The following is a 21,100-nucleotide window of genomic DNA, read 5'->3' as shown; positions in this document are numbered from 1 at the left end:
CTCAGATTTCGGTAACCCAGACACGGCCGTCCTCGGGGAGCCCGTAGACACGACGGAACACCGCTTCGATCAACTGAGCCACTCGCTCGTGGTCGGCGGTTGCGCTAATGTGAACGTTGATTCCGTCGAGTTCCTCAGGACGGACGATTGCATCGATTGTGAACGCAGCAAACTCACTGAGGAGGTCTTTGAGTTCATCGAGTTCATCGTCCGTGCAGTCGAGATTGAGCGTTCCATCGCCAAACTGCACCCAGGGGACGCCCCCCTCGAGATTATCCTCTGGGAGACTGTCGCTATCGGCCTCGAGCGTGAGGTACCCACTGGCGCGTTCGCGGTGGGCTGTGATGGCGTCGACGTACAGTTTTTGCCGATCAGCAGGCTCGGTGGCGTCGAATCTGGACATATAGTATCCTTGCGCCCGTTTCTTTAAGCCTTTATGCGACGGTGGCGAACATCGGGGTATGGCACAGCCACGACTACTGATTATGGGTGCTCCCGGGGCAGGGAAGGGAACCCAGAGCGCAAAGATCACTGAGGAATTCGACATCGATCACATCACGACCGGCGACGCATTGCGATCGAACAAGGAGATGGACATCTCCGAGATGGACACCGAGTACGACACGCCCGGCGAATACATGGATCAGGGCGAACTCGTCCCTGACGAGGTCGTCAACGCCATCGTCGACGAAGCACTCTCACAAGCTGATGGGTTCGTCCTCGACGGCTACCCGCGCAATCAAGAGCAGGCCGAAGAACTCGAGGACATGACCGATCTCGATCTCGTACTCATGCTCGACGTCAGTGAAGACGAACTCGTCCATCGCCTGACTGGCCGCCGTCTGGACCCCGAAACTGGCGACATCTACCACGTCGAGTACAACCCACCAGAAGATCCTGAAATCGAGGAGCGCCTCGAGCAGCGCGAAGACGACACCGAAGAAACCGTCAAAGAGCGACTCAGCGTGTATCAGGAGAACACGGAGCCAGTCATCGACCACTACGAGGAAGCGGGACTGCTCGAGCGTGTCGACGGTGAGCAAGTTCCCGATGAGGTCTGGGAAGACGTGAAGGCGACGGTCGAAGACACAATATAACAGCGTGTGAACGGTCTTCGACTGTAGTGTATGGATTCGTTTTTCGACCGTTAGTTCTCGGAAATGTCTATCTGATATTCTGCGACGTTGAGATACGTGAGCTGGGGCGGTAGGGCATCGGGGTCTGGATAGATTGAGAGGTCTGCATTCTCTAGTTTGGGATCGTATTCGAAGTCGATACTCCCAGCACCACCTTGTACATAGACAGAAGAAGCAACAACCGAACCGTACAAATTCGGATTTGAGTGGATACAAATTTGCGAGCCACAACTGTCCCACTCTGATTCAGTCCCGCCCGCGTAAATCACGCCTTCAAATCGAGAGTTTCCACCAGGCCCAATCTCTACTTGGGATTCTGAGGTGGCGACTAATTGAATCACAGTACCATCTTCATTTTCTGCACAGGAGTATTCATCCGCAACACAAACGTCGCCACCATTGCGAGCATCGTAATCACCGGTCAGATAGATACTCAAATCGTTCCCCTCTTCATACTCAGTTACCGTGATCGAACTACCATCGACAGTGAGATTTCCATCAACGACGAGGGTTGCATTTCCGTGCGTTAGATCAAACTCGAGATCGCCGGAGCCTTCTATCTCATCAGCGATGTAAATCCCATCGTCGAGCGTCTTGTGGTCAGTTACTGTCCCCAGATCGATCACATCTGTATTAGAACTGGTTTCATTGACGTATGTCTCAACCTCGCTATCGAGTTCTGGATAGGCCTTCTTTTTTGTCATCTCTTCATCCATCTGGTAATTTCCGCTAATATCTGTTGCGTAGATCGCACCGGTTTTGAACGCATCTGACACCTCCTGGAAGCCAAACTCTGCTGTGATTTTCCCGCTGTTGTCATCTATCTGCTCGACAGATTGAATCGTCGTCGCACCTCCCTGTTGCTCGAAGTATGCTTCCCAACCCCGGTAATAGTCACTCTCAATGGTAATAGTGACCGTGTCGTTCTCAACAAGGCTAGCGTCTTGCAGTGGGTCAGTCTCATAATGTGCTATTGAGAACTCTCCAGAATTGATATTGTGTTCGTCTCGTGTTTTCACAATTGGAAACGACAGTGTCTCGGACTCTGCATCGTACTCAATCGGTGGTGCAGAGACAACCTGTGTTTCGTTGCCTGTTTCTCGGAAAATTCCTCCTGCCTGATATGCCGTTTTACTCCTATCATCACCTGTGTATTCGATTGCACCAATTGGTATTGTTTTATTTACATCACCACCCTCTATTTGGAGTTCTCCAGTATTGGTCATAGCAACCGCGCCTTTCTCACCAACATCAACATCTATTGACCGAGAAACATCTGTGGTTGACGATGCTGAGGTCAGTTGCTGGCTCAATTCAACGAAGGCCTGTTCAGTGCGGTCATTTTCTGATTGTTGTTCTATGCCAGCCATTGCGTCGGTCGCAACAAGCAATAGCCCAAGACTGCCTACTGCGACCATCCCAATCAACAGGACCATCCCGAGGAGCGTGGATTGTCCTCGAGAAGCCCTTATGGTGATAGTGTCCCTTCGTGGCGTCTTCATACCGCCTGTTGAAATTCATCATATTGTTAACGGGGTTGTTCGATCAAATAGTCTTGAACGTTTTTCTCGAGACTCGATGATTATTCTCCATAATCAAATTAGGCGTTAAAAATAGTATAGGGGGCTGAATGGACCGTTTTGATGATAAACGATTTGAACGATCCGATGCAGCTAGCACGAACTGGGTCGACCTGCTACTCACCAGTATCAAAGAAACTACGAATTCACATGGGTTAGCAGGTTCAATCGCGGTTGAGAGGGAGCGACTTACCCAATGATGATCTCGTCAGATCCGACTTCGACACTGTCCTCACTCCATGATGAGTGCTCGCCGTCGCTTCCTTCACCAGTTCCCACAGACGGGGCTATGCCATTTTCGGCACTCGGATCAAACACAGCGTCCTCTGGATCGATCCCTTCTCCACCGGGTTCAATTTCGACGTGAACGAGCACATCGTTGAAGTTCGGGTCTCCACTTCGCTCGTGTGCTTCTTGCCAGTAGTCGTCAGCAGAAATCTCTGGATCATTAAGTTCTGGGCCCGTATTATACTGTTGCGGATGGTGGGTCACCTCGAAAACGAAGACGAACTCGTTTTCATCAAGGTCAAGCTCAGCAGAGCCATCAGGGTTCTCCGAGACATCGATGTCGACCTCATCTCGCTCGAGGAGTTCGTTTGCCGGAAGCTGGACGTCATTCCCTGGATCAAGTTCTGGCATTGTATTACTCTCTTCGCTTAGAACTCGAACGTTCGTCTCTTCTGTTTGTGTATCTGCTGTGAGATCAACTAATTCATTGTGTTCGCTTCCACTTGGACAGTTTCGGTGTTGATAGGTGACGCCATTGATTGTCTCTTCACCACCTACCTGCCAATCGTGACACTCCATGTATGACGTTCCCTGAACCATCAAACTTACACGCTCATCGTCTTCCGTCGTAAAGCTGTGGTCGAAGGTTGAAAGCCGGTCATCCCACTGATTGAGGTTGTCACCGGACCATTCCATCCCATCTCTGCGCTCAGGGTCTTCGTTTTCATCGATTGGGTCTCCGTCTTCGTCAACCGCTTGCGTATAGATGCTTGTCGTCGCGGGAATCCAGTCGACTTGATATCCGTGTTCGGCACAACCAAATCGTCCTACTGGTTCCAGACACACTTGTTGTGGTGTATAGCCCAGTTCTGTACCAATAACGGAGACATCTACCTCCGAGTTTGGTGGCGTGAATAGTTCTGTGTCCCCGGCTTCAATTGCTTCCGAGACATCGAAATAGCCAGTTGCTGATTCATCACTCTCTACCGCGGTGACGGTAAATTTGTGTTCTAGTTCGAACAAATCTTCGCGCGACACATTCCACGTAACGGTTCCGTTTTCACCATACGTTCGGTCCACAGACACAGGTTCTGCATCCTCTAAGCCATATGGGTCCGTTCCGTAGGCATTTTCGACCTCGTCATCCAGTGTTTGAACACCCACCCTGACATCACTGTCAGTGATGTTTTCGGCACCAATATTGGTGATGTCTGCTGACAGTGACACATTTTCGCTCGAGGAATCTGCACTCACTGGACTATTCTCGTCACTGGCGTCTGCATCATTGACTTCGGGTTTTGTGACATTGAGATGCGGGTCCTCGGTTTTCGCGTAGTAGATCGAACCGTTGTCCGTTGTGTCATCATCCGTCGAGATAGTGTAGTTGTACTCGTTTCCAAAATCAAGGTCTGTACCTGTGTATTCTGTTACATCAATCCCTACTGTTTTGCTATCTCCGCCATCAATAGAGACATCGAGACCTTCAGGGCCGACAATTTCTTCACCATCTTCTTTAATTGCCACCTCGACTGGCTGTGTCTGACGCTCATCCCCTTTGTTTTCGATGTCGGCTTCGAACGTCATGCCGTCTGGAGACTGTACGAATATATTTTCCTCAGCATACTGGTCACCACTGAGTCCATAATCTTCCGCGACGAGGAACTCTGGTGGATCTGTTTCTGTCGCGTTTTTAATTGTCACATTGATCGCTGTTTCTGAATTGTCTATGAACGGAGCACCTGCACCGTCGCGTTGAATCGTGATGTTTTCATCTTCAGCATCAAATGCAGAATCAAGATGGCTGTGCCAACTATCGTGGTACTTGCTATCTACAATAAGCGACAAATTATTGTAACCATCTTGCGTCGCATTATTTTTGGTATCCTCAATATCTTCAGCGAGTTCTCTATCTGGGCTTGGTTCAACAATAGCTTCACTACCACTTACTGCATCCTGAGAGAGCGTTGTAAAGTACAGTTGTAGTGTACTATCATCATACCCGATATTTGGTCCAGACGTGACTTGCATGTCGTCGTCTTGAATTTCCCAGGTTGCCCCGCTCTGATACACAACCGTTCGGTCTGCTAGTTCGTATTCAATTGCTCCAATAGGATCGATACTGACGTTATGGTTCGATGAGATATCATCATCGTACCACGCGATATAGACCTCACCATCATCGACATAATTGGCTCCGTCCCAGGGAATCGTTTGCATCTCCCTAGTGGAGGCGGCTGTTGTAATGCCGTGATCCGTGGCCTCTACTGTAGAATATGTTGATTCTGCATCACTTTCGGAACTAAGTGAATCCATAACGACCCATCCAGTGATCCCAACCAGAATTGCACCGACGAAAACCATTCCAATTAGCAATACAACACCCACTAACGGAGTAACCCCACGGTCGTTATCCCCACCGGTTATTGTACCGGTTCTCTCAGTCATTCTGTTATATGTGTATGGTTATAGATATTAAATGTTAGGACACCGATGGAACAGTCTGACGGTTCGTGTTCCGCTCGAAGATAAACACTTGTATACCGGACGTACCCTAGCACAAACCAGATGACGCGTACAGCCGAGAAAATCAACGCCCTCGTCCGCGAGGATTCGGAAATGGACGACGCCCTCGAGGCTATCCGCGAGGCGGCCGACGAGAACGGCGGGGAGGTCCAGTGGCAGGACGTCAACGACGACCTGACGAGCGGACAGTGGGGTCGGCTGATTGAGAAAGGAGTGTTAGTCGACGGGACCGAAGGGTTCGAAATCGCTGACCGCGAGGCCTACGATGAGGCCCTCGACGGTGATGGGGGGGCCGAGTTCCCCGGTTCGGACGTCGATATCGACCCAGAGGAGTCGAAGTGGTCCCAGTGGGACAAACTGGCCGCAGTTGGCTCCGTCCTGTTGATGGTCGGCTACTGGTTCGACTCTGTTCGAGACACAGTCGGCAGCACGCTTGATCTCGTGCTTGCACCGCTTGATGCGGCACTGCCGTTTTACGCCGTAATTCTCTCCGTTGCGCTGCTCACTGGCTTGTATTCGACGCTGTTGCAGGCGAACCTGATGAACCCGGAGATCATGGGGAAGTACCAACAGCGGATGAAAGCCATGCAAGAAAAGCAAAAGGATATCCGCGAACGCAAAAAGGAGGCCGAAGAGCGAGACGCAAGCGAGGCGGAAATCGAGCGCATCGACAACGAGATGGAACGCGCTCGGGAGGAGCAGATGGAAGCCATGGCGGACAATCTCGGGATGTTCAAAGAACAGTTCCGGCCGATGGTCTGGATCATGCTCTTTACGATTCCGTTGTTCCTTTGGATGTACTGGAAGATCCTCGACGGCCACGTTGCTGAATCGGAACTGAGAATGGTCATGCCAATCGCTGGCGAAGTCGAACTCCATAGAGGACTGATCGGCCCAATGTGGGGCTGGATTGTCTGGTACTTCCTCTGTTCGATGGGCTTTACGCAACTGCTGCGCAAGTCGCTCAACATCGACATGACGCCGTCAGGAACCTGATCTGAGCGGTTAATTAAACCGACATCATTTCTATTGACTGACTTCGTTACAGCCGGCAGGTGACGCCTCGAGGGATTCAAAACCCATTTTACCGGCCGCGTCGCAGAACCAGTATGTTACTGACCGTCTCCGGCCCGCCGGGCAGCGGGAAGAGTACGACTGCGGCGTTGCTTGCTGATGCGTTTGATCTCGACCACGTCAGCGGTGGCGACATCTTTCGCGAACTGGCCGATGAACGCGGCTATACACCCCTCGAGTTCAACAAACTCGCCGAAGAGAACGATGATATTGACCGCGATCTCGATCGTCGACTCCGAGAGATAGCCCTCGAGGAAGACGATCTCGTTCTCGAGTCTCGACTCGCGGGGTGGCTCGCGGGCGACGAAGCCGATTTCAAGTTTTGGCTCGATGCACCTGCCGCGGTTCGGGGTGAACGAATCGCCGACCGCGAGGACAAAGACCCAGTTCGTGCCACCGAAGAAACGAAAGCGCGCGAAGCGAGCGAAGCCCAACGTTACGAGGAGTACTACGAGATCGACATTCGTGATCTGACCATCTATGACCTCTCCGTGAACACTGCTCGCTGGGACCCTGATGCCGTCCTTGACATGCTCGTTACCGCCGTCGAAGAGTACGACGCCGATGGTGACGAAGGAAAAGCTGATCTCGGCCTCGAGTACGAGTTCTGATCGATGACTGTACTGCGTGGCCCACCCGACGACCGCTCGCCCGCCGACCTCCTCAGCTTCGGCGTCGTCAACCTGGATAAACCGCCCGGTCCCTCGTCACACCAGCTCAGCGGCTGGCTTCGCGATGCCGTCGACGACACCCTCGCCGACCGCGGCGTCGACACGCGGATTGATCGCGCTGCCCACGCGGGAACACTTGATCCGAAAGTCACGGGTTGCCTGCCGATCATGCTCGGGGATGCAACCCGGCTCGCACAGGTCTTCCTCGAGGGTTTGAAGGAGTACGTCGCCGTCCTCGAGTGCCACGGCTCGATTCCGGCTGATGCTGAGTCGGTTATCGACGAGTTCGAGGCCCCGCTCTATCAGAAGCCACCCCGGAAAAGCGCGGTCTCACGTCGCCTACGCGTCCGCGAAATCTACGACCTTGACCTCCTCGAGCGAAACGACGAGGATCGACAACTCTTGGTTCGCATTCGCTGTGAGAGTGGGACCTACGTCCGAAAGCTCTGTCACGACCTCGGATTGGCGCTTGGAACAGGGGCGCATATGGGCCATCTGCGACGAACAGCGACGACGCCGTTCGACGACCGTGACCTGCACTCGCCCTACGAATTCCTGGACGCGCTTGCGTTCTGGCTCGAGGACGATGATCCTGACCCACTGTTCGACATTGTCGAGCCCGCCGAACGGATTCTCGAGGATCTTCCGCGAATCCTGATCGCCGAAAACGCAGCCCAAGAGGTCGCCAACGGTGCGCCGGTGTACGAACCGGGCGTACTCGAGGTCAGTGACCACCTCGAGTACGGCGACTTGGTTGCGTGCTATACGCCGAACGAGGCCGCGATCTGCCTTGGCGAGTTCGTCGGGGACCGTGACGGCGAGGCCTCGGAGGGGGTCGCGGTGTCACTCGAGCGCGTGCTGGTGTAGCCTCGAGTCGCTCGAAGGTGATTGGGCGGCGAGAACGTGTATGAACGGCAACGAAGCGACACGCTTAAACACCAGACGGCCATCGGATATAATGCGGGACCGTGGGGTAGTGGTATCCTCTGCGGATGGGGTCCGTAGGACCCGAGTTCAATTCTCGGCGGTCCCACTCGAAATTATCCAAGTGTTCATCCGTGGGGTTCTCAACCCCCTGAGACGCTTGAAAATCCAATTCTCGCTTTCGAGATATTTCTACTTAGCCAACAGTATGGCCGGGGGTGGTCGGCGTGACGGTCGCTCCCTGGCCGTCGACCGCGAGCGGATCGACGTGTCTCCACTGCGAACGGCACGTTTCGGACCGCTTCGGCCGTGTTTACGGCGATAATCAGAACCGCGCCCATCGATGCCCATCGTGTGACTCGTACCGGCGACTGACTCGAGGCTCTGCAGCTGGAAAGACCTCGATATTCCGGACCCAGAGACAGCGAACGGCCACCAAGGAGGTGAGCCCGATGTCTGAGTTCGTCCGGGCCAGTCACCTGTATCACGTCTCGAGTCGGACGCCCATCGCCCATCCAGCCCATCAAGCGAGTGACGTCGACGTTCGCCGTTCGCTCGACGATCGCGAGATTCGAACCGACGGTGGTCACTCTGGAGATAATATTGATCACGGGCTGTTCTGGGCCGGCGCGCCACTCACAGTCAGAAGCGAACTGTACCATATCTACCGTGAAGACACTGGCCGGTCGCTCTGCGGGAAGTACCACCATGCAGATCTGAACACGAAGAGTCCGGTCGAAGAGGGCGACACGTGGACTGACGGCGGCGACTGTAAGGCGTGCTGTCGGAAGGCCGACCCCGTGGAGGTGGACGATGCCGAGTGACGGTGCTGAACACGTCGAGTGGTGGGAAAAGGCATCGAATAACGTCGAGAAATGGGGGCTGCAAGACGTTCCGACGTTGCTGCTGGCAATGCAAGAGGAGATGGGCGAACTGGAACAAGCTCACCTCGAAGCTCGTGATGAGGATGGCGATCCCGAGCGAGTCGGTGACGAACTCGCCGATCTCGCTGCGCTTTGCTTCCAGCTTCAGTGGGCGCTAAACTACCGCTCACTCGGTACGGATACTGATCAACCTCACTCACAGTCTGAGAATTCCACGCGAAGAGAAGGGGGTGAACAGGGCCGATGACGGTCGCCGAGAACCGCGAACGCGGTCACTACGTCGAGTCGGCTGCCTGTGATCGGTGGCCCCTCGAGCGCGACGACCTCACGCACGAGCAACGCCAGGAGATCGCCGAGACACTGAGCACCCGAGTGACGAACGTCGAGGTCGAGCAGACGGTGACAGTCGATCGGGAGTAGATCGAAACAGCGATTCGAATCACCAGTAGGCTTTTGCAATCGGGCCGGTTATCGTTGCACATGAGCCTCACAACAGACGACTTCGCTGAATTCATGGCTGGCGACCCTGAGGATGACGAAGACATTCCGCTCGGTGATGCGCTTCGAGAGCTGGCTGTCGACGAAGAGGTTGATTCCGTTGAAGCGGTTCGCGATGTTCGCGAGCGCCTATGAAACTCTTTCTGGATACAAACGTTATCGTCGCAGCCGTTACGAAGGATACAGAGCGCTCCGAAGCTGCAGTTCGTGTTCTCAATGACTTCGACGAGACTTATACCTCGGTACTAAATCTCATGGAACTGCGCACGGTGCTCACAAAAAAGAAGAAGTTCGAACGCGAGCGCGTTGAGCAAATCGAACAGCGAGTTAGTTCCAGAACAACCGTAACGTTTCCCGATGCGTCGGACATGGTGAATGCAAATCAACTTCAAGACGAGACGTTACTCTATCCGATGGATGCGATCGTGTTAGCCGCTTCCGACGCCGTCGATGCAACGCTTGTTTCGTTTGACGGCGAACTAAGAGATCACGGTGCAGAACGTCCGCAAGATCTCATCTAAGAGACTGACCCTCAGAAGATCTCTGAAATTGCAATTTTCGCCTGTTCGGTATCGCGGTGATCGCCGCCCCCGTGCCACCGGAGCAGTGGGAGATCGCACGCTCGAACCATTTTGTCTTTGACCACAGTCAACCCCGAGCGGCCATGTGGCCGGTAGACGACGAAACAGTACCAGCCGTCGTTCCGTCGTAGTTTGTCGTGATAGGCCCGATTGACCTTGAAATTCCCCGGCTGGCCGTTACTGTGCTCGAGCATGGTGCTCTTAATCTCGACGGGTGTACCGTTCTGGAACGTTGCATCGTGCCAGCTGCAGCGCGCGAGTTCGAACCGGCGTTTCCGGGCCATGCGCTTCTCGCAGGTCGTGCCGAAGTGATTCGCTCGCTTGCTCCGATTCATAGGTCTGGGTTGGTGGCTCGCCAGCGCCAATCTGCTCGAGCGACTGTGTAGGTCATCCAGGCTGCGAGTCCGACCGACACGACCGCGAGTTCAACCGCGCCGGTATGGAGCAAGATCGGGCCACCGGCGAGAAAGCAACCGACCATTGCGAGCGTCTGCCTCGAGAAGACACCACGCTCGTAATCGCGGCGAAGTTCGTAGGCCACCCTAACGAGACCAAAGCGACCGACTCCCGAGAGATAGCGGAGTTGGTCAGCAAGCACGCTCGCCCACCTCGAGTGCGTACGCGCCTCGCGCGCCGTTATATATAAACCTCCGCTGGCTGTGAGACGAGCGAAGCGATGGGCCGAGCCTGCGCGGCCCTGGCGGGCCACGCAGCCCATATCTAAAGGGGGGTTGGTTGCGCTTTACAGCGTTACACCCCGACGCCGTCATGCGATCACCTGCTCAACAGTGGAAACCCAATTTGCCTTCTCGCCGCCGTTGTCGATGTCTTCCCACCAATTTCCGACGGTAGTGTGGCTGTAGGGGACGAATTCGGCGGTTTCGCGTGGCGACATTCCTTGGCGACGACACTCCTGCATTGTCCACGCAGCGACCTTCTTGATGTCCGTTTCGGCGATTGCGTCGTCTTCTTTGTCGCCGCTGCTTGGCGCTTCCCAGCTCCAATCGGCTTCGTCCTTGGTGTTGAAGTTCCAGTCCGTCGGCGGGATGCCCTCGAGCGGTCGGGGATCGATGCCCTGGAGTGTCCCACCGGAAACGCGGTCTGCAACGATGGCGCGTTTCTGCGACTTCTTTTTGATGATCGTTCCGACACGCCAGAGCATCGGGTGAATCGACGACTCGCCGTGTGCGATGTAGATGAGTGCACCGCCGTACTTTCGGATTTTGTAGACAAGTGGCCCCATCTTTTCTCTGACCTTGTGGCCGTCTTCGCCGGTGCCAGAGGCGTTGCTCGAGAATTCGTCGCCGATGAACAGCTTCGGCTGCTGGGAGTTGTGCACGGGGTCGCCATCTTGCTGAACCCACTCCTCGAGGAGCGGATAGTTCGGTATCCAGCCGTCCTCGTCGCTGCCGTCGTCTCGCACCCAGCGATTGATTCGCTCGAGCGTTCGAATATTGCTGCCGACGAGTAGATCACCGTCGACCCACCGATCACGCAGTTGGCCCAACAGCCCAGCAAAGTCGGTCTTGCCCGCGCCCATCTCGCCCAAGAGGACGATCACCGGTGCGGGTCCGGCGACGATCTCCTGCAGCCGGGTGACTGCTTTGATCCCAGCGAGGTCGGCCTCCTGTGATGGGTCGCCAATATAGTGTTTCAGCGTCATCGAATCGCCGTTCTCGAGAGCGTTTCGAGCGGTTTCACTGCCTTCGGCTTTCAGGATTTTGCGGTTCTTGCCGACCGCCAGGTAATCTTTCGAAGCCTTGCCGTCCCAACGGTCCACGTCGTGATGGATTGCGCGCATGGTGAGCTGGCGGTCGACCTGCTCGTCACGCACGAATCCAGAGTGCGGTAGCACCTCGTCGGGGTCGCGCTCGAGGTTGCCGTCTTGCCACTCGCGAAAGCCGCCGACTGCGTACGCTTCCTGTTCGTTCGTGCCGCCGTCGGTCATCAACCGCTTGCCGTTCTTGCGGTACTCGCGCCTGGTGCTCATCGCGTACCACGCGCTCGAAGCGCCACGAGGGTTGCGAGGTAGCTGTTTCGTTGGTGTTCGACTTCACGGTGTGACTCGTGTAGTTTCTCGAGTTCCAGTCGCTGTGCGGCCGTGAGTGTGTTCGCGTGCTCGCGCTCGCGGATACGGTCCTCGAGTCGCTGTCGTTCGTCGTCACAGACGGTATAGAGTTCACGTAGCGTGTAGTTCATGCCTCAGTCCCTCCATCGGTTGCGGCTTGTTCTGCGGCCTGTGCGCGCGTCTGTGGCGGACCACTGACGGTATCGATGCCGTGCTCGTCGGCATAGTCCTCGACGTATTCGTTCACATCCCGAATTCCGTCCGTCGCGTTCTCTTCCGCATCTGCTCGAGCATCGTCAAATCGGGTTTTGACGGCGGTCTTGGGGTTCATCATACCGCGTTCGTCGGCTTCGGCTTCTTCATTGACGACGTCTTTCTGAATCTGCAGCCCCATTTTCGAAATGCGGCCGCGGAGTCGGTTGGCTGCGAGGAAGTCCTCGACAAGGTCGCCGTGGATATCCTCGAGCATGGCTTTGATCGTGATGAGCTTCGAGTCGGCCATTTGGCTGAAGTAGCAACCACGCACAATCAGCGTCTCTGTATCATCGTGCCACTCGAATTCGCGGACTTCGAAGTCAGGAAGGAAGCTGCCGCCACCGCCGCCGCTGTTGCCCTCGAGGTCGACAACGATCTCGTGTTGTTGGTCGGCTATTTCGCGTTCAACTTCGCTCCACTCGTCTAACGCCTCGAGCAGTGCGCCGTAGTCGGTTGGGCTTTCGGTTGTTTCGATGTCTGAGAAGTCCACTTCATCAACATCAACTGCATTCCCGTCTTCGTCGATCTCTTGCGCCTCGAGCACCTCGAACGGCTCCTCAAGCGTGCCGAGTGTGCTTGATTGCTGCCCGTCGTCATCGACGACATGGAACGAGTAGTACAGTGTTGGCTCAAGGTCGTCCGGGTTGTACTCATTGCCCGGTTGGAAGCCGCTTGCAGGCATTTCACTGGCAAAGAGGTTGCCCCACGATTCTGCGGGTTCGCCGTCATCGTCCTCTGATTCGGGGAACCGAAGCTTCACTGTCTGCTTCGAGCGAGGGAGACCGAGAGCAGCCAACTGGCCGCCAGCATACGGGAACGTGTCTTGATCGGACGCCATCAAAGATAGCTGACTTGCCGTCAGGTATTCCGATGGGTCCGTCTCATCGTCAACGATGTCTTCCCAGTTGTCTTCAACGAACTGCTCGACATTGGAAATCGCGTCAGAATAGGTCTCAAGAATCTCGTGCATCGCATCAACGAACAACTGCGGGCAGAAAAGCATCGGATTCTCTTCTGCATCCTCTGGCGGATCGATCCCTTCTTGGGATTCCTCATCAAGGTCGTCGTACTCATCTTCAGGCCAATCTCCAAGACGAAGACCAAGAAGTTCGTCCCGGTCGTCCTCATGATCATTATCAATGAATCGACCAGTGGCATACACAGAGTCTCCCTCATCATCTGAAGGTGTGTCCTCAAGTGCAACCACATCGAGAGCAGTATAGTCTGATAGGGACGTGGACACGACCTGAGCTTCCGGACTTAACGAGTCGAAGACATCAGCCTCAACCTCGTAAGTTGATCCGTCGATCAACTCATACTCCACCATTGCAGTTCCAGCCACTTCGACATTCGTATCATCGTCATCAAGAAGAAGGAAATCATCATCCTCTTCAATATCGACATCTCCGAGCGTGTCGAAATCCTGCATCAGATTGACGAACTGGCGGCTGTGGTGATGGAAATCGTCAATAACGTTTTTCTGCATATTGACGAGGATTTCACCAGCCCGCTCTCCAGCAGCATCTTTCGCGTCCTCAAGGTTGTCCTCATCGTCTGCATGGTCAAGAGATGCAACAATTCCCTCGTCATAGACGTTCTGTGTACCGAACTCCGCAAAATCACGGATAAAGGTCTGTGACGTTCGAATCCGACCCCAGTGACTGAGATAATTCCGAATCGCGTCGGCCCACAGGGCTAATTTCTCAAGTGTATCATACTCATCTGTTCCTCTTTCCTCGTCGTCGCTATACCGACCAACGAGGGCCTGAGACCCAACTAAAACACCTCCAGCAAGGGCAACAGCAGGGAGCGCAGCCTCCGCACGCCCCACCGGACTAAACTGCGGAGCGGCCTTCGAGCCACCCGCGCCGATAACGCCGGCAGCCGCAGCCGTCGTTCCAACCCGCTGCAGGTAGCCCCGCCTCGAGCAGGCAGATGTCGACTCACCCGCGTCGTCGCGGTCGCCCTGCTCGTCACGATCGTGGGCGGTGGGATGTGGGCGTGGGCTACTCGACATGGATCACCTCACTGCGGATGCCCGCCCGCTCGAGCGTACTTACGATTCGGTTCGCCAACGGACTGTCCTCGAAGTTCTCGAGCACGATTCGCGGTTCTGTAGTGGGTGTACTCATTGCAATCACCCGAGGTAAGAGACGGCGACAGTTGCGCCGGAGACGTAGATCAGCGCGGCGACCTGCATGAGGTCGTGCCACATCACCAGCGCCTCAATGGCCGGGACGAAGACGACACCCAGCGGCAGGGCGATAGCGACCGCGATTACGGCGATTTCGTACGAACTGTGGTCCGTCTGCAGGTTCGCGACATTGGTCGCGAGCACCCAGATAACGGAGAAGATCGTGACGATCAGCGCAACGGAAATGTCCGCGTTTGCAACCGTCCAAATCGCATCCGTGAAGTCGTAGCTCCCGAAAACGTTGACCTGCCAGGTGAAGACCTGGAAGATCATCGAGGCCATGATCGGCAGGATGATCAGCGCGCCGATGTCGATCAGGTCCACTTCGTTGTTGTCTGTACCGCTGCCAAACGCAATCGATCTAATTGCTGCCATTGTGCAACGACACGGGCTGTAACACGTCGGGTAAAAAGGGTCCGCAAAACCTTGGTGGGGCCTTGGTGATACCTTGGTAAAACCGATAGTCACCAACCTTTATACCAAGGTAAGTTGCCCGCCCTCTATGGCACTGAACAAATTACGACAGTTGGACCAGCACTCACTCGGGGTTACGTTGCCAAAAGATGATCTGCGGCTCGAGGGATTGCTTGATGAGAACGGTGAACTGCGAGACGAGCATCACGTCCACGTCCGACATACCGACACTGGCGAGTGGCAACTCGAACTCGTCGAAGACATTGATTCGTGACCTGAGTGCCGTCACCCGCGGGGTCAAATCCCGAGCGACCGTGTGGCGTCGACCGAGATCGTCACTGATTGCTTCCCTGATGTTACCTGCTCACCGGCGACATCTTCAATAAGTGCTGCTAACTCGTCACGATAGGACTGTGGCCGCTGTTCTTGGATGGTAACGGTTCGCTTGTTCTGTTGATGGAGGGTTCGATTTGTGACATACGCAAGCACGAACATCTTGCGGGTTTCGGACGGTGCATCCTCAAGATACCATGGCAGAGAAATCGAATCGATATCGGCTTTTGGCCCGACGGGAGCGCCCAGGACGGCGAGCACTCGGCCGAGAACAGGACCGTCTTCGGAAGGACGGACTTCAGTTGCGCGATCGTCGTCATCACGATGAGTGAATTTGTATTCGATACCGGTTGCGTCTAGGGCGTCAACCACATGCGAGTCTTCGCCGTTGAAGTTCAGCGCGAATGATGGGCGGTAGTTCTCAGTTGCAATTGCTCCGCCAGAGAAGATGTTCGCGACGAGCGTATTCAGCGCCACAAATTCCCGATCGCCGTAGGTGGCCTCGAGCCAGCCGTAGTTTGCTGCAGTCTCGAGTGCCCGAACGGCATCCGGTTTGCTCTCGCTGTCGATCCACGGTCGGATTCGGCCACGGGGAATTTCCAGCGCGCTCGAGACGGCGTAGGAGCCTTTGTTTGGGTGTTCGCTGGCGTAGCGCATCACCGCCTGGTAGTCGAGCACGGCGGCCCAGCCGTCCTCGTATGCCCCACCGTCGTAGGTGCGCGCTAACGCGCGCCGATCAACGAGTCCGGTCCGGTCGTTTATATCAGATTGTTTTTTCGAGAGTTAATAACAATTTCTCCAAACATGGCAAAATAAGGAATCGCAAGACGGCGTTGCTTCAAGCGGGTGCTGTAGGTGTTCTGTCCGTCCCTGATTATCATTGGTGAAACCCTTTTCAGATAGTGAGACAGACACGATCCCTTATCTATAAGTATTCCCGGTTATCTGGTAAGTATCAGCACCAAAGGGAACGGAAAGGAAGAAAGACGCACAGGGGCTGCGGTTCCAATCCCCCACTGGCGTCACTTCACGGGTATCAGATCTCGAAGAATAACTCTTCCGGCCGTTCAGGGGTGCGTGCATACAATGGATATCGAAAAATACGGTAAGAAACTCATCGGAAACGATGAGGAACGGGCAGTATCGCCAGTTATTGGAGTCATCCTGATGGTTGCGATAACCGTCATTCTCGCGGCTGTGATCGCAGCGTTCGTGCTGGATCTTGGACAGCAAAGTGAACCTGCACAGGCAGCCGTTGATGTTGATGGTGCGGGCGACGATGCTACAATAACTGTCAGTAATGCAGACAGAGTTGATGATATCGTGGAGGGAGGTGCCTCAGAATGTGACTTCAGTGATATTTCAGAGCCGGAAGTTGGAGAGTCTGAGGATATCGGCTCTTGTTCTGATGATAACCGCCTCGTTGTCGTTGCCGAATATAATGGAAATAGTGAAATTATTCTTGACACGGAGATCTAATAAATGAATACAAATACGGAGGACAAACGTGCTGTTTCGCCAGTAATCGGCGTGATTCTGATGGTTGCGATAACAGTCATTCTCGCGGCTGTGATTGCAGCGTTTGTGCTGGACATTGGACAACAAAGTGAACCACCTCAAGCGAATATTGATATCTCCGAGGACGAGGGAGACCTTGATATTACCGTCCAAAACGCAGATCGTGTAGATGATATTGAGGTGCGAGGCTGTGAGCAAGATACCTTCTCACTTGTTGACGGCTCGATATATGAGTCCTTATCTTCGGATTTTGATGTTGGCTCTTCGGCAACAATAGCTAATGACGATGGTCCTGGAGATATTGATCAGTTTGACGATGATCCGAGCGATGAAGGTTGTGCTGGTGAAGACCTGAATTTTGTCGCGACGCATAACGGACAAGATCAAATCATTACCACCTTCGAGTACGAAGGCTAAGGTAGTTTCTTTTCATCAAATTTCTTTCAGAATATGATAACCAGTGCTCGAGCCCTCGAGACGACGTATCTTCCACAGAATCTCGAGCACTGCGACGGGTAGATCAGTCAATCGCGGCGGTGCTCAAGAGGCAATCAAACTGCTCGAGAAGGCCACCCACCGAGCGCTCACAGATCGAACTTGAGGACATCAATACGGTTCACGACCGAAGCCAGCCGTGAGCTGCAGCAAAATCACATCGAGCATTGCAGGCGCACAAGCGATTGCTGTACAATATTGTCGAGGGCGCGATTGGCGTGACCGAACTGCACGCGACGTACGAAGAGCGCGCCAGCAAGCCGAAACCCGCCCGAACGCGACGGCGCTATCTGTCGACGCTCGTCGAAAAGTACGGCATTCTCGAGACTCCGCAGCTGGGAACGGTCTCGAGATTCCGGATTCAGAGACGGTGAACGGGAACCAAGGGGTGAAACCGATGGCGGGCTCGGTAGACAGTACTGCTCAGTTTGTCCCTGCCGTATCATCGTCAGACGAGGGGTCAATCTCAACAGACCTGGATATTTTAGAAAACTCCGTTCCACCGCATCGACATCCATCTGGCGTTCCAATTGGGACAATAGTCCCATCGGGATGCTCGAGAGCCGCGTACACAGTTCCACATGCGATGCAGGTAGCAAGAAAACGTGTCTGCTCGTCACAACCAGTCATCAATGAAACGGAGTCAAAATGAACTCATGAAATTGTTGTGGTCCTCAGAGTGACAATAACCACGAATACGTTTACTGCTGGTGCTGACCATGATTGGTCATGGTAGTCGCGAAAAACGACGGATACGGTTACTTCATTAAAACGGTCGCCTGTGATCGGAGTCTCCTTGTGCCCGAATTATATCCCTCCCGTCACTCTCACCTCCACTGTTCGAGAAAGTCACCCATTGCATGACTCGAGGCTGGCGCACACAGATCACGGGTATTATGCTACCACCACCGAAATCCGCTCTCTATGACGGTCGTCCTCGCGGGTGTCGGTGCAGATAGTACGAACCTCGGCACGCTCGGGCCGCTGTACGATAATGGGCGTTTCGAGTACATTCCGATCCCTGAGAAAACCCACGAGACGAACGAGTCCGAAACGCTTGGGACATGGACACTGAGTGCGAGCGACGGGACGGCAGCGGATCTGACAAATCGAATCGAACCACAGCCAGTCCGTGGCGAGCAAGAGTCCGTGACCGGCGACGACCTCGAGACGTGGCCGCTTCACCGGGATCCGAATTTCGAGGCGCTCACATATGGCGAGCACCGCACCAGTGGCTACGTTTCTCGGCTTCGAGCGCTCGAGGCCGGTGACGTCGTCGGCTTTTATGCCGGATTACGCCGACCGGACGGTGACCGTGCTCACCGGTATCTGATTGGCTATTTCACTGTTGGTCGCGTCGACGTGGTCACCCCTGACCAGCCTCTTGACGAGTGCGAGTCGATCTTTGAAGCCCATCCTGAAAACGCACATACGAAGCGCGCTCGAGCGGGACGACCCTACCTCGAGAAGCCGGTCGTCATGATCGATGGGCGCGAGCCGGGTGGACTTTTCGACCGGCATCCGATCAGGCTGAGTGAGTACTACGTCAAGTCGGGAAACGAACGAGCACAGTACTATCTGCGCGACGAGATTAGCGAGACGTGGGACGTTCGTGAGGGTAGCAAGAACATGATGTACAAACCAGCGTACCGGTGTGGTCTCTCGGGTGAAGCGTTCCGTGACCGTGTTGGTCCGCTCGAGGGGCGTACCGAGAGTGATGCAGTCATCTGAGCACTGTCTGGAGGGGGTGTTCTCGAGTCAATTGTCGACGGCGATACCTGCGTGGGACCGGTCGGTTTCTTGTACTAATCGGTCGAATTGGTGGGTGTGACTGACGACAGCTCTCGCGCCCGCCACGACCGGATTACGCGCCACGGGACACCGGGTGCTCGTAACTCGCTTGCGTTCTGGACGGACGCAAAACACCCGCTTCGGATTGCGATCAACTACATCTTCGTCTGGCTCGCCCGAATTTCACCGAGCTTGCAGGCCAGACGCTGGTTCCTCCGACGAATCGGCGTGACGGTTGGGACAGGCGTCTCGTGGGGACTCGAGGCGACCCCGGATGTGTTCTGGCCGGAACTAATCACGCTCGAGGACCACGCAATCGTCGGCTACGATGCGACCATTCTCTGTCACGAGTTTCTGCAGGACGAGTACCGCACGGGCGAAGTCGTGATTGGCGAGCGAGCGATGATCGGAGCGGGCGCGATCATCCTTCCGGGCGTCGAGATCGGGGCGGATGCAAGCGTTGCGGCGAACTCGCTGGTGACGACCGACGTCGAACCGGGGGCGACAGTTGCGGGTGTGCCGGCTGAGCCGATGAGGAGCGACTCGAGCAATCGTGGGGTTCCTGACGACACAGTCGACGCTGACGAGGAGTAGCCGGGAGAGCAGAGAGAAAGTGCAGTCGGTCGCTTAGATTACAGCGACGACCAGGACTTGCGGGCCGTGTTCACCGAAGTGATGCTGGCGATCCACTTAGCGGCGATCATCTTTTTGAGATTCTGTGCGGCAAAGCCGCCGAAGGTATCGACGGGCAGAGACATGCCGAGAGCCGGCTTGACTTGGTGGGCAACGGCTTTGTCACCGACGGAGACGACGGTCCCTTTGTCCTCGTATTCCCAGGTCTTGAGCGGACGGTTCTCGATTGCACGGGCGATGTTCTCACCGGCGACGTCTGCGGCTTGCCAGGCAGCCTGTGCGGTTGGCGGGGCTGGCTGGTCACCCTGATCGACGATTGCGGAGTCACCCACTGCAAAAACGCGTTCGTTCGACGTCTGGAAGTTCGCTTCCGTCGTGACGCGGTTGTGTTCGTTCTCGAGGTCGACGTCGTCCATTGCCTCGCGGCCGGTAATGCCGCCGGTCCAGACGAGCACGTCGTGCTCGAGTGGCTCACCTTCGTCGAACTCGATTGCGTCTTCGTTTGCTTCGGTGATTGGGTCGTCCGTGTGGATCTGGACGCCGGCGTCCTCGAGCAGGTCGCGAAGGGCCTGCTGGATCTCGGGGTCGTTGCCGGGGAAGATCTCCTCGAGTGCTTCGACGAGGTGAATGTCGATTGGGGCGCGGTGTTCGTCGCGGAACTCCGCGATTTCGCCGGCGGTCTGAATACCGGAGAGGCCAGCGCCACCGATGACGACCTGTGCGGGTTCGCCGCGGGTCGCCGCTTGGCTGGCGTCTGCGATGGCTTCGTGAATCTCGAGGGCGTCGTCGAGGCTCTTGAGCGTCAGGGAGTGGTCCTCGAGGCCGGGGATGCCGTAGTAGGCGGTCTGGGTGCCGAGTGCAACGAGGACGTAGTCGTAGTCGACACTGTCGCTGTCTGCGAGTTCGACGACCTGTTCATCGACATCGACTCCGACGACGTCGTCCTGGATGAACCGTGTCGAGGGGTCAGCGATGTCGCTGACGGGGAACGTAATGTCCGAGCGAACGTCGGGATCACGAATCGCGCGGTGGGATTCGTGAAGAACAAGGTGATAATCAACGTCGGCGATCCACGTGAGTCGGGCGTTGTCGTCGAGTTCCGACTGCAGTTTCGATATCGCACCAGCACCAGCGTATCCGGCACCGAGTACGACGACGTTCTCAGTCATACTGTATAGTCCGAAACCCTCCGATACAAAGGTGTTGGAACCGGTCACGAACGGTCCATGTTAGCACAAGGCACGTAGTTTGTACGCCTTCCGATGAATAGGGTGACCCCGCGAACCGCGTACTGGGCCTC

General features: G+C 55.3%; 26 protein-coding genes, 1 tRNA gene and 2 pseudogenes. 17 read left to right on the top strand and 12 right to left on the bottom strand.

Features of this window, described 5'->3' with window-relative positions; genetic code table 11:
- Position 1: 1 nt before the first annotated feature.
- Positions 2 to 403, bottom strand: coding sequence for a hypothetical protein (locus tag G6M89_RS10560; RefSeq protein WP_165161745.1), 402 nt, complete (start codon positions 401 to 403; stop codon positions 2 to 4).
- A gap of 58 nt (positions 404 to 461) precedes the next feature.
- Between G6M89_RS10560 and G6M89_RS10555 the strand changes: the two genes are divergently transcribed.
- A complete protein-coding gene (locus G6M89_RS10555) occupies positions 462 to 1,097 on the top strand; it encodes an adenylate kinase (protein WP_165161744.1) in 636 nt (211 codons plus the stop codon).
- Positions 1,098 to 1,147: 50 nt separating this feature from the next.
- Here G6M89_RS10555 and G6M89_RS10550 read toward each other — a convergent pair whose 3' ends face one another.
- Positions 1,148 to 2,638, bottom strand: a complete 1,491-nt coding sequence (locus tag G6M89_RS10550; RefSeq protein WP_165161743.1) for a hypothetical protein — start codon at positions 2,636 to 2,638, stop codon at positions 1,148 to 1,150.
- Between the two features lie 267 nt (positions 2,639 to 2,905).
- A complete protein-coding gene (locus G6M89_RS10545) occupies positions 2,906 to 5,389 on the bottom strand; it encodes an archaellin/type IV pilin N-terminal domain-containing protein (protein ID WP_165161742.1) in 2,484 nt (827 codons plus the stop codon).
- A gap of 120 nt (positions 5,390 to 5,509) precedes the next feature.
- On the opposite strand from G6M89_RS10545, the gene G6M89_RS10540 reads away from it, so the two are divergent.
- The 10 genes and pseudogenes from G6M89_RS10540 (at position 5,510) to G6M89_RS10495 (ending at position 10,039) form a co-directional block, all read left to right on the top strand.
- Positions 5,510 to 6,463 (top strand): DUF106 domain-containing protein, encoded by a 954-nt coding sequence (locus tag G6M89_RS10540; RefSeq protein ID WP_165161741.1) that lies wholly within the window; start codon positions 5,510 to 5,512, stop codon positions 6,461 to 6,463.
- 113 nt (positions 6,464 to 6,576) lie between these two features.
- Positions 6,577 to 7,152 carry a (d)CMP kinase gene (cmk, locus tag G6M89_RS10535; protein WP_165161740.1) on the top strand — a complete coding sequence of 192 codons (576 nt, stop codon included), beginning with the start codon at positions 6,577 to 6,579 and terminating at the stop codon, positions 7,150 to 7,152.
- Between the two features lie 3 nt (positions 7,153 to 7,155).
- Positions 7,156 to 8,079 (top strand): RNA-guided pseudouridylation complex pseudouridine synthase subunit Cbf5, encoded by a 924-nt coding sequence (locus G6M89_RS10530; RefSeq protein ID WP_165161739.1) that lies wholly within the window; start codon positions 7,156 to 7,158, stop codon positions 8,077 to 8,079.
- A gap of 95 nt (positions 8,080 to 8,174) precedes the next feature.
- A tRNA-Pro gene (locus G6M89_RS10525) sits at positions 8,175 to 8,245 on the top strand.
- 109 nt (positions 8,246 to 8,354) lie between these two features.
- Positions 8,355 to 8,596, top strand: a pseudogene (locus G6M89_RS22320) (hypothetical protein).
- Positions 8,589 to 8,960, top strand: coding sequence for a hypothetical protein (locus G6M89_RS10515; RefSeq protein ID WP_165161326.1), 372 nt, complete (start codon positions 8,589 to 8,591; stop codon positions 8,958 to 8,960). The pseudogene G6M89_RS22320 and the gene G6M89_RS10515 overlap by 8 nt, the downstream one beginning before the upstream one ends.
- The gene (locus G6M89_RS22125) at positions 8,950 to 9,267 is read left to right on the top strand and encodes a hypothetical protein (RefSeq protein WP_206335519.1); all 318 of its coding nucleotides are present in this window, start codon (positions 8,950 to 8,952) and stop codon (positions 9,265 to 9,267) included. The genes G6M89_RS10515 and G6M89_RS22125 overlap by 11 nt, the downstream gene beginning before the upstream one ends.
- Positions 9,264 to 9,440: a hypothetical protein gene (locus G6M89_RS10505; protein WP_165161325.1), complete on the top strand. Its 177-nt coding sequence runs from the start codon at positions 9,264 to 9,266 to the stop codon at positions 9,438 to 9,440. Before G6M89_RS22125 ends, G6M89_RS10505 begins: the two co-directional genes overlap by 4 nt.
- A 60-nt stretch (positions 9,441 to 9,500) precedes the next feature.
- Positions 9,501 to 9,653, top strand: coding sequence for a hypothetical protein (locus G6M89_RS10500; RefSeq protein WP_165161738.1), 153 nt, complete (start codon positions 9,501 to 9,503; stop codon positions 9,651 to 9,653).
- A complete protein-coding gene (locus G6M89_RS10495) occupies positions 9,650 to 10,039 on the top strand; it encodes a PIN domain-containing protein (protein WP_165161737.1) in 390 nt (129 codons plus the stop codon). The genes G6M89_RS10500 and G6M89_RS10495 overlap by 4 nt, the downstream gene beginning before the upstream one ends.
- A gap of 11 nt (positions 10,040 to 10,050) precedes the next feature.
- On the opposite strand, the gene G6M89_RS10490 is transcribed toward G6M89_RS10495, so the two are convergent.
- The 7 genes and pseudogenes from G6M89_RS10490 to G6M89_RS10465 form a co-directional block, all read right to left on the bottom strand.
- Positions 10,051 to 10,434 carry a hypothetical protein gene (locus tag G6M89_RS10490; RefSeq protein WP_165161736.1) on the bottom strand — a complete coding sequence of 128 codons (384 nt, stop codon included), beginning with the start codon at positions 10,432 to 10,434 and terminating at the stop codon, positions 10,051 to 10,053.
- Positions 10,431 to 10,697, bottom strand: coding sequence for a hypothetical protein (locus G6M89_RS10485; RefSeq protein ID WP_165161735.1), 267 nt, complete (start codon positions 10,695 to 10,697; stop codon positions 10,431 to 10,433). Before G6M89_RS10485 ends, G6M89_RS10490 begins: the two co-directional genes overlap by 4 nt.
- Positions 10,698 to 10,865: 168 nt before the next feature.
- On the bottom strand, positions 10,866 to 12,089 hold the full coding sequence (locus tag G6M89_RS10480) for a hypothetical protein (RefSeq protein WP_206335518.1): 1,224 nt from the start codon (positions 12,087 to 12,089) through the stop codon (positions 10,866 to 10,868).
- Positions 12,086 to 12,298 (bottom strand): hypothetical protein, encoded by a 213-nt coding sequence (locus G6M89_RS10475; RefSeq protein WP_165161734.1) that lies wholly within the window; start codon positions 12,296 to 12,298, stop codon positions 12,086 to 12,088. The genes G6M89_RS10480 and G6M89_RS10475 overlap by 4 nt, the downstream gene beginning before the upstream one ends.
- A pseudogene (locus G6M89_RS10470) lies at positions 12,295 to 12,741 on the bottom strand (hypothetical protein); the annotation flags it as partial. The gene G6M89_RS10475 and the pseudogene G6M89_RS10470, both read right to left, overlap by 4 nt.
- Before the next feature lie 1,687 nt (positions 12,742 to 14,428).
- Complete coding sequence (locus tag G6M89_RS22565; RefSeq protein WP_255488186.1) at positions 14,429 to 14,554, bottom strand: hypothetical protein; 126 nt, start codon at positions 14,552 to 14,554, stop codon at positions 14,429 to 14,431.
- 5 nt (positions 14,555 to 14,559) lie between these two features.
- Positions 14,560 to 14,991: a hypothetical protein gene (locus tag G6M89_RS10465; RefSeq protein WP_165161733.1), complete on the bottom strand. Its 432-nt coding sequence runs from the start codon at positions 14,989 to 14,991 to the stop codon at positions 14,560 to 14,562.
- Positions 14,992 to 15,118: 127 nt separating this feature from the next.
- Here G6M89_RS10465 and G6M89_RS10460 point away from each other — a divergent pair, with 127 nt between their 5' ends.
- Positions 15,119 to 15,304 carry a hypothetical protein gene (locus G6M89_RS10460; protein ID WP_165161732.1) on the top strand — a complete coding sequence of 62 codons (186 nt, stop codon included), beginning with the start codon at positions 15,119 to 15,121 and terminating at the stop codon, positions 15,302 to 15,304.
- Positions 15,305 to 15,327: 23 nt separating this feature from the next.
- Here the strand turns inward: G6M89_RS10460 and G6M89_RS10455 are convergent, their stop codons facing one another.
- Positions 15,328 to 16,125 carry a hypothetical protein gene (locus G6M89_RS10455; protein WP_165162106.1) on the bottom strand — a complete coding sequence of 266 codons (798 nt, stop codon included), beginning with the start codon at positions 16,123 to 16,125 and terminating at the stop codon, positions 15,328 to 15,330.
- 324 nt (positions 16,126 to 16,449) lie between these two features.
- On the opposite strand from G6M89_RS10455, the gene G6M89_RS10450 reads away from it, so the two are divergent.
- The 5 genes from G6M89_RS10450 to G6M89_RS10430 all read left to right on the top strand — a co-directional run bounded on the left by G6M89_RS10450 (position 16,450) and on the right by G6M89_RS10430 (position 19,761).
- The gene (locus G6M89_RS10450; RefSeq protein ID WP_165161731.1) at positions 16,450 to 16,842 is read left to right on the top strand and encodes a type IV pilin; all 393 of its coding nucleotides are present in this window, start codon (positions 16,450 to 16,452) and stop codon (positions 16,840 to 16,842) included.
- Between the two features lie 3 nt (positions 16,843 to 16,845).
- Complete coding sequence (locus G6M89_RS10445) at positions 16,846 to 17,298, top strand: type IV pilin (protein ID WP_165161730.1); 453 nt, start codon at positions 16,846 to 16,848, stop codon at positions 17,296 to 17,298.
- A gap of 263 nt (positions 17,299 to 17,561) precedes the next feature.
- Entirely contained in the window at positions 17,562 to 17,750 is a 189-nt protein-coding gene (locus tag G6M89_RS10440) for a hypothetical protein (protein ID WP_165161729.1), read from the top strand.
- Between the two features lie 550 nt (positions 17,751 to 18,300).
- Positions 18,301 to 19,107, top strand: coding sequence for a hypothetical protein (locus G6M89_RS10435; RefSeq protein ID WP_165161728.1), 807 nt, complete (start codon positions 18,301 to 18,303; stop codon positions 19,105 to 19,107).
- 96 nt (positions 19,108 to 19,203) lie between these two features.
- The gene (locus G6M89_RS10430; protein WP_165161727.1) at positions 19,204 to 19,761 is read left to right on the top strand and encodes an acyltransferase; all 558 of its coding nucleotides are present in this window, start codon (positions 19,204 to 19,206) and stop codon (positions 19,759 to 19,761) included.
- A gap of 38 nt (positions 19,762 to 19,799) precedes the next feature.
- On the opposite strand, the gene G6M89_RS10425 is transcribed toward G6M89_RS10430, so the two are convergent.
- Entirely contained in the window at positions 19,800 to 20,969 is a 1,170-nt protein-coding gene (locus tag G6M89_RS10425; protein ID WP_165161726.1) for an NAD(P)/FAD-dependent oxidoreductase, read from the bottom strand.
- Positions 20,970 to 21,100: the final 131 nt, after the last annotated feature.

Origin of the sequence: Natronolimnobius sp. AArcel1, assembly GCF_011043775.1 — an archaeon.
Classification (GTDB): domain Archaea; phylum Halobacteriota; class Halobacteria; order Halobacteriales; family Natrialbaceae; genus Natronolimnobius.
The sequence above is the reverse complement of the archived record's forward strand: the minus strand, read 5'-3'. Positions and strand labels throughout refer to the sequence as shown.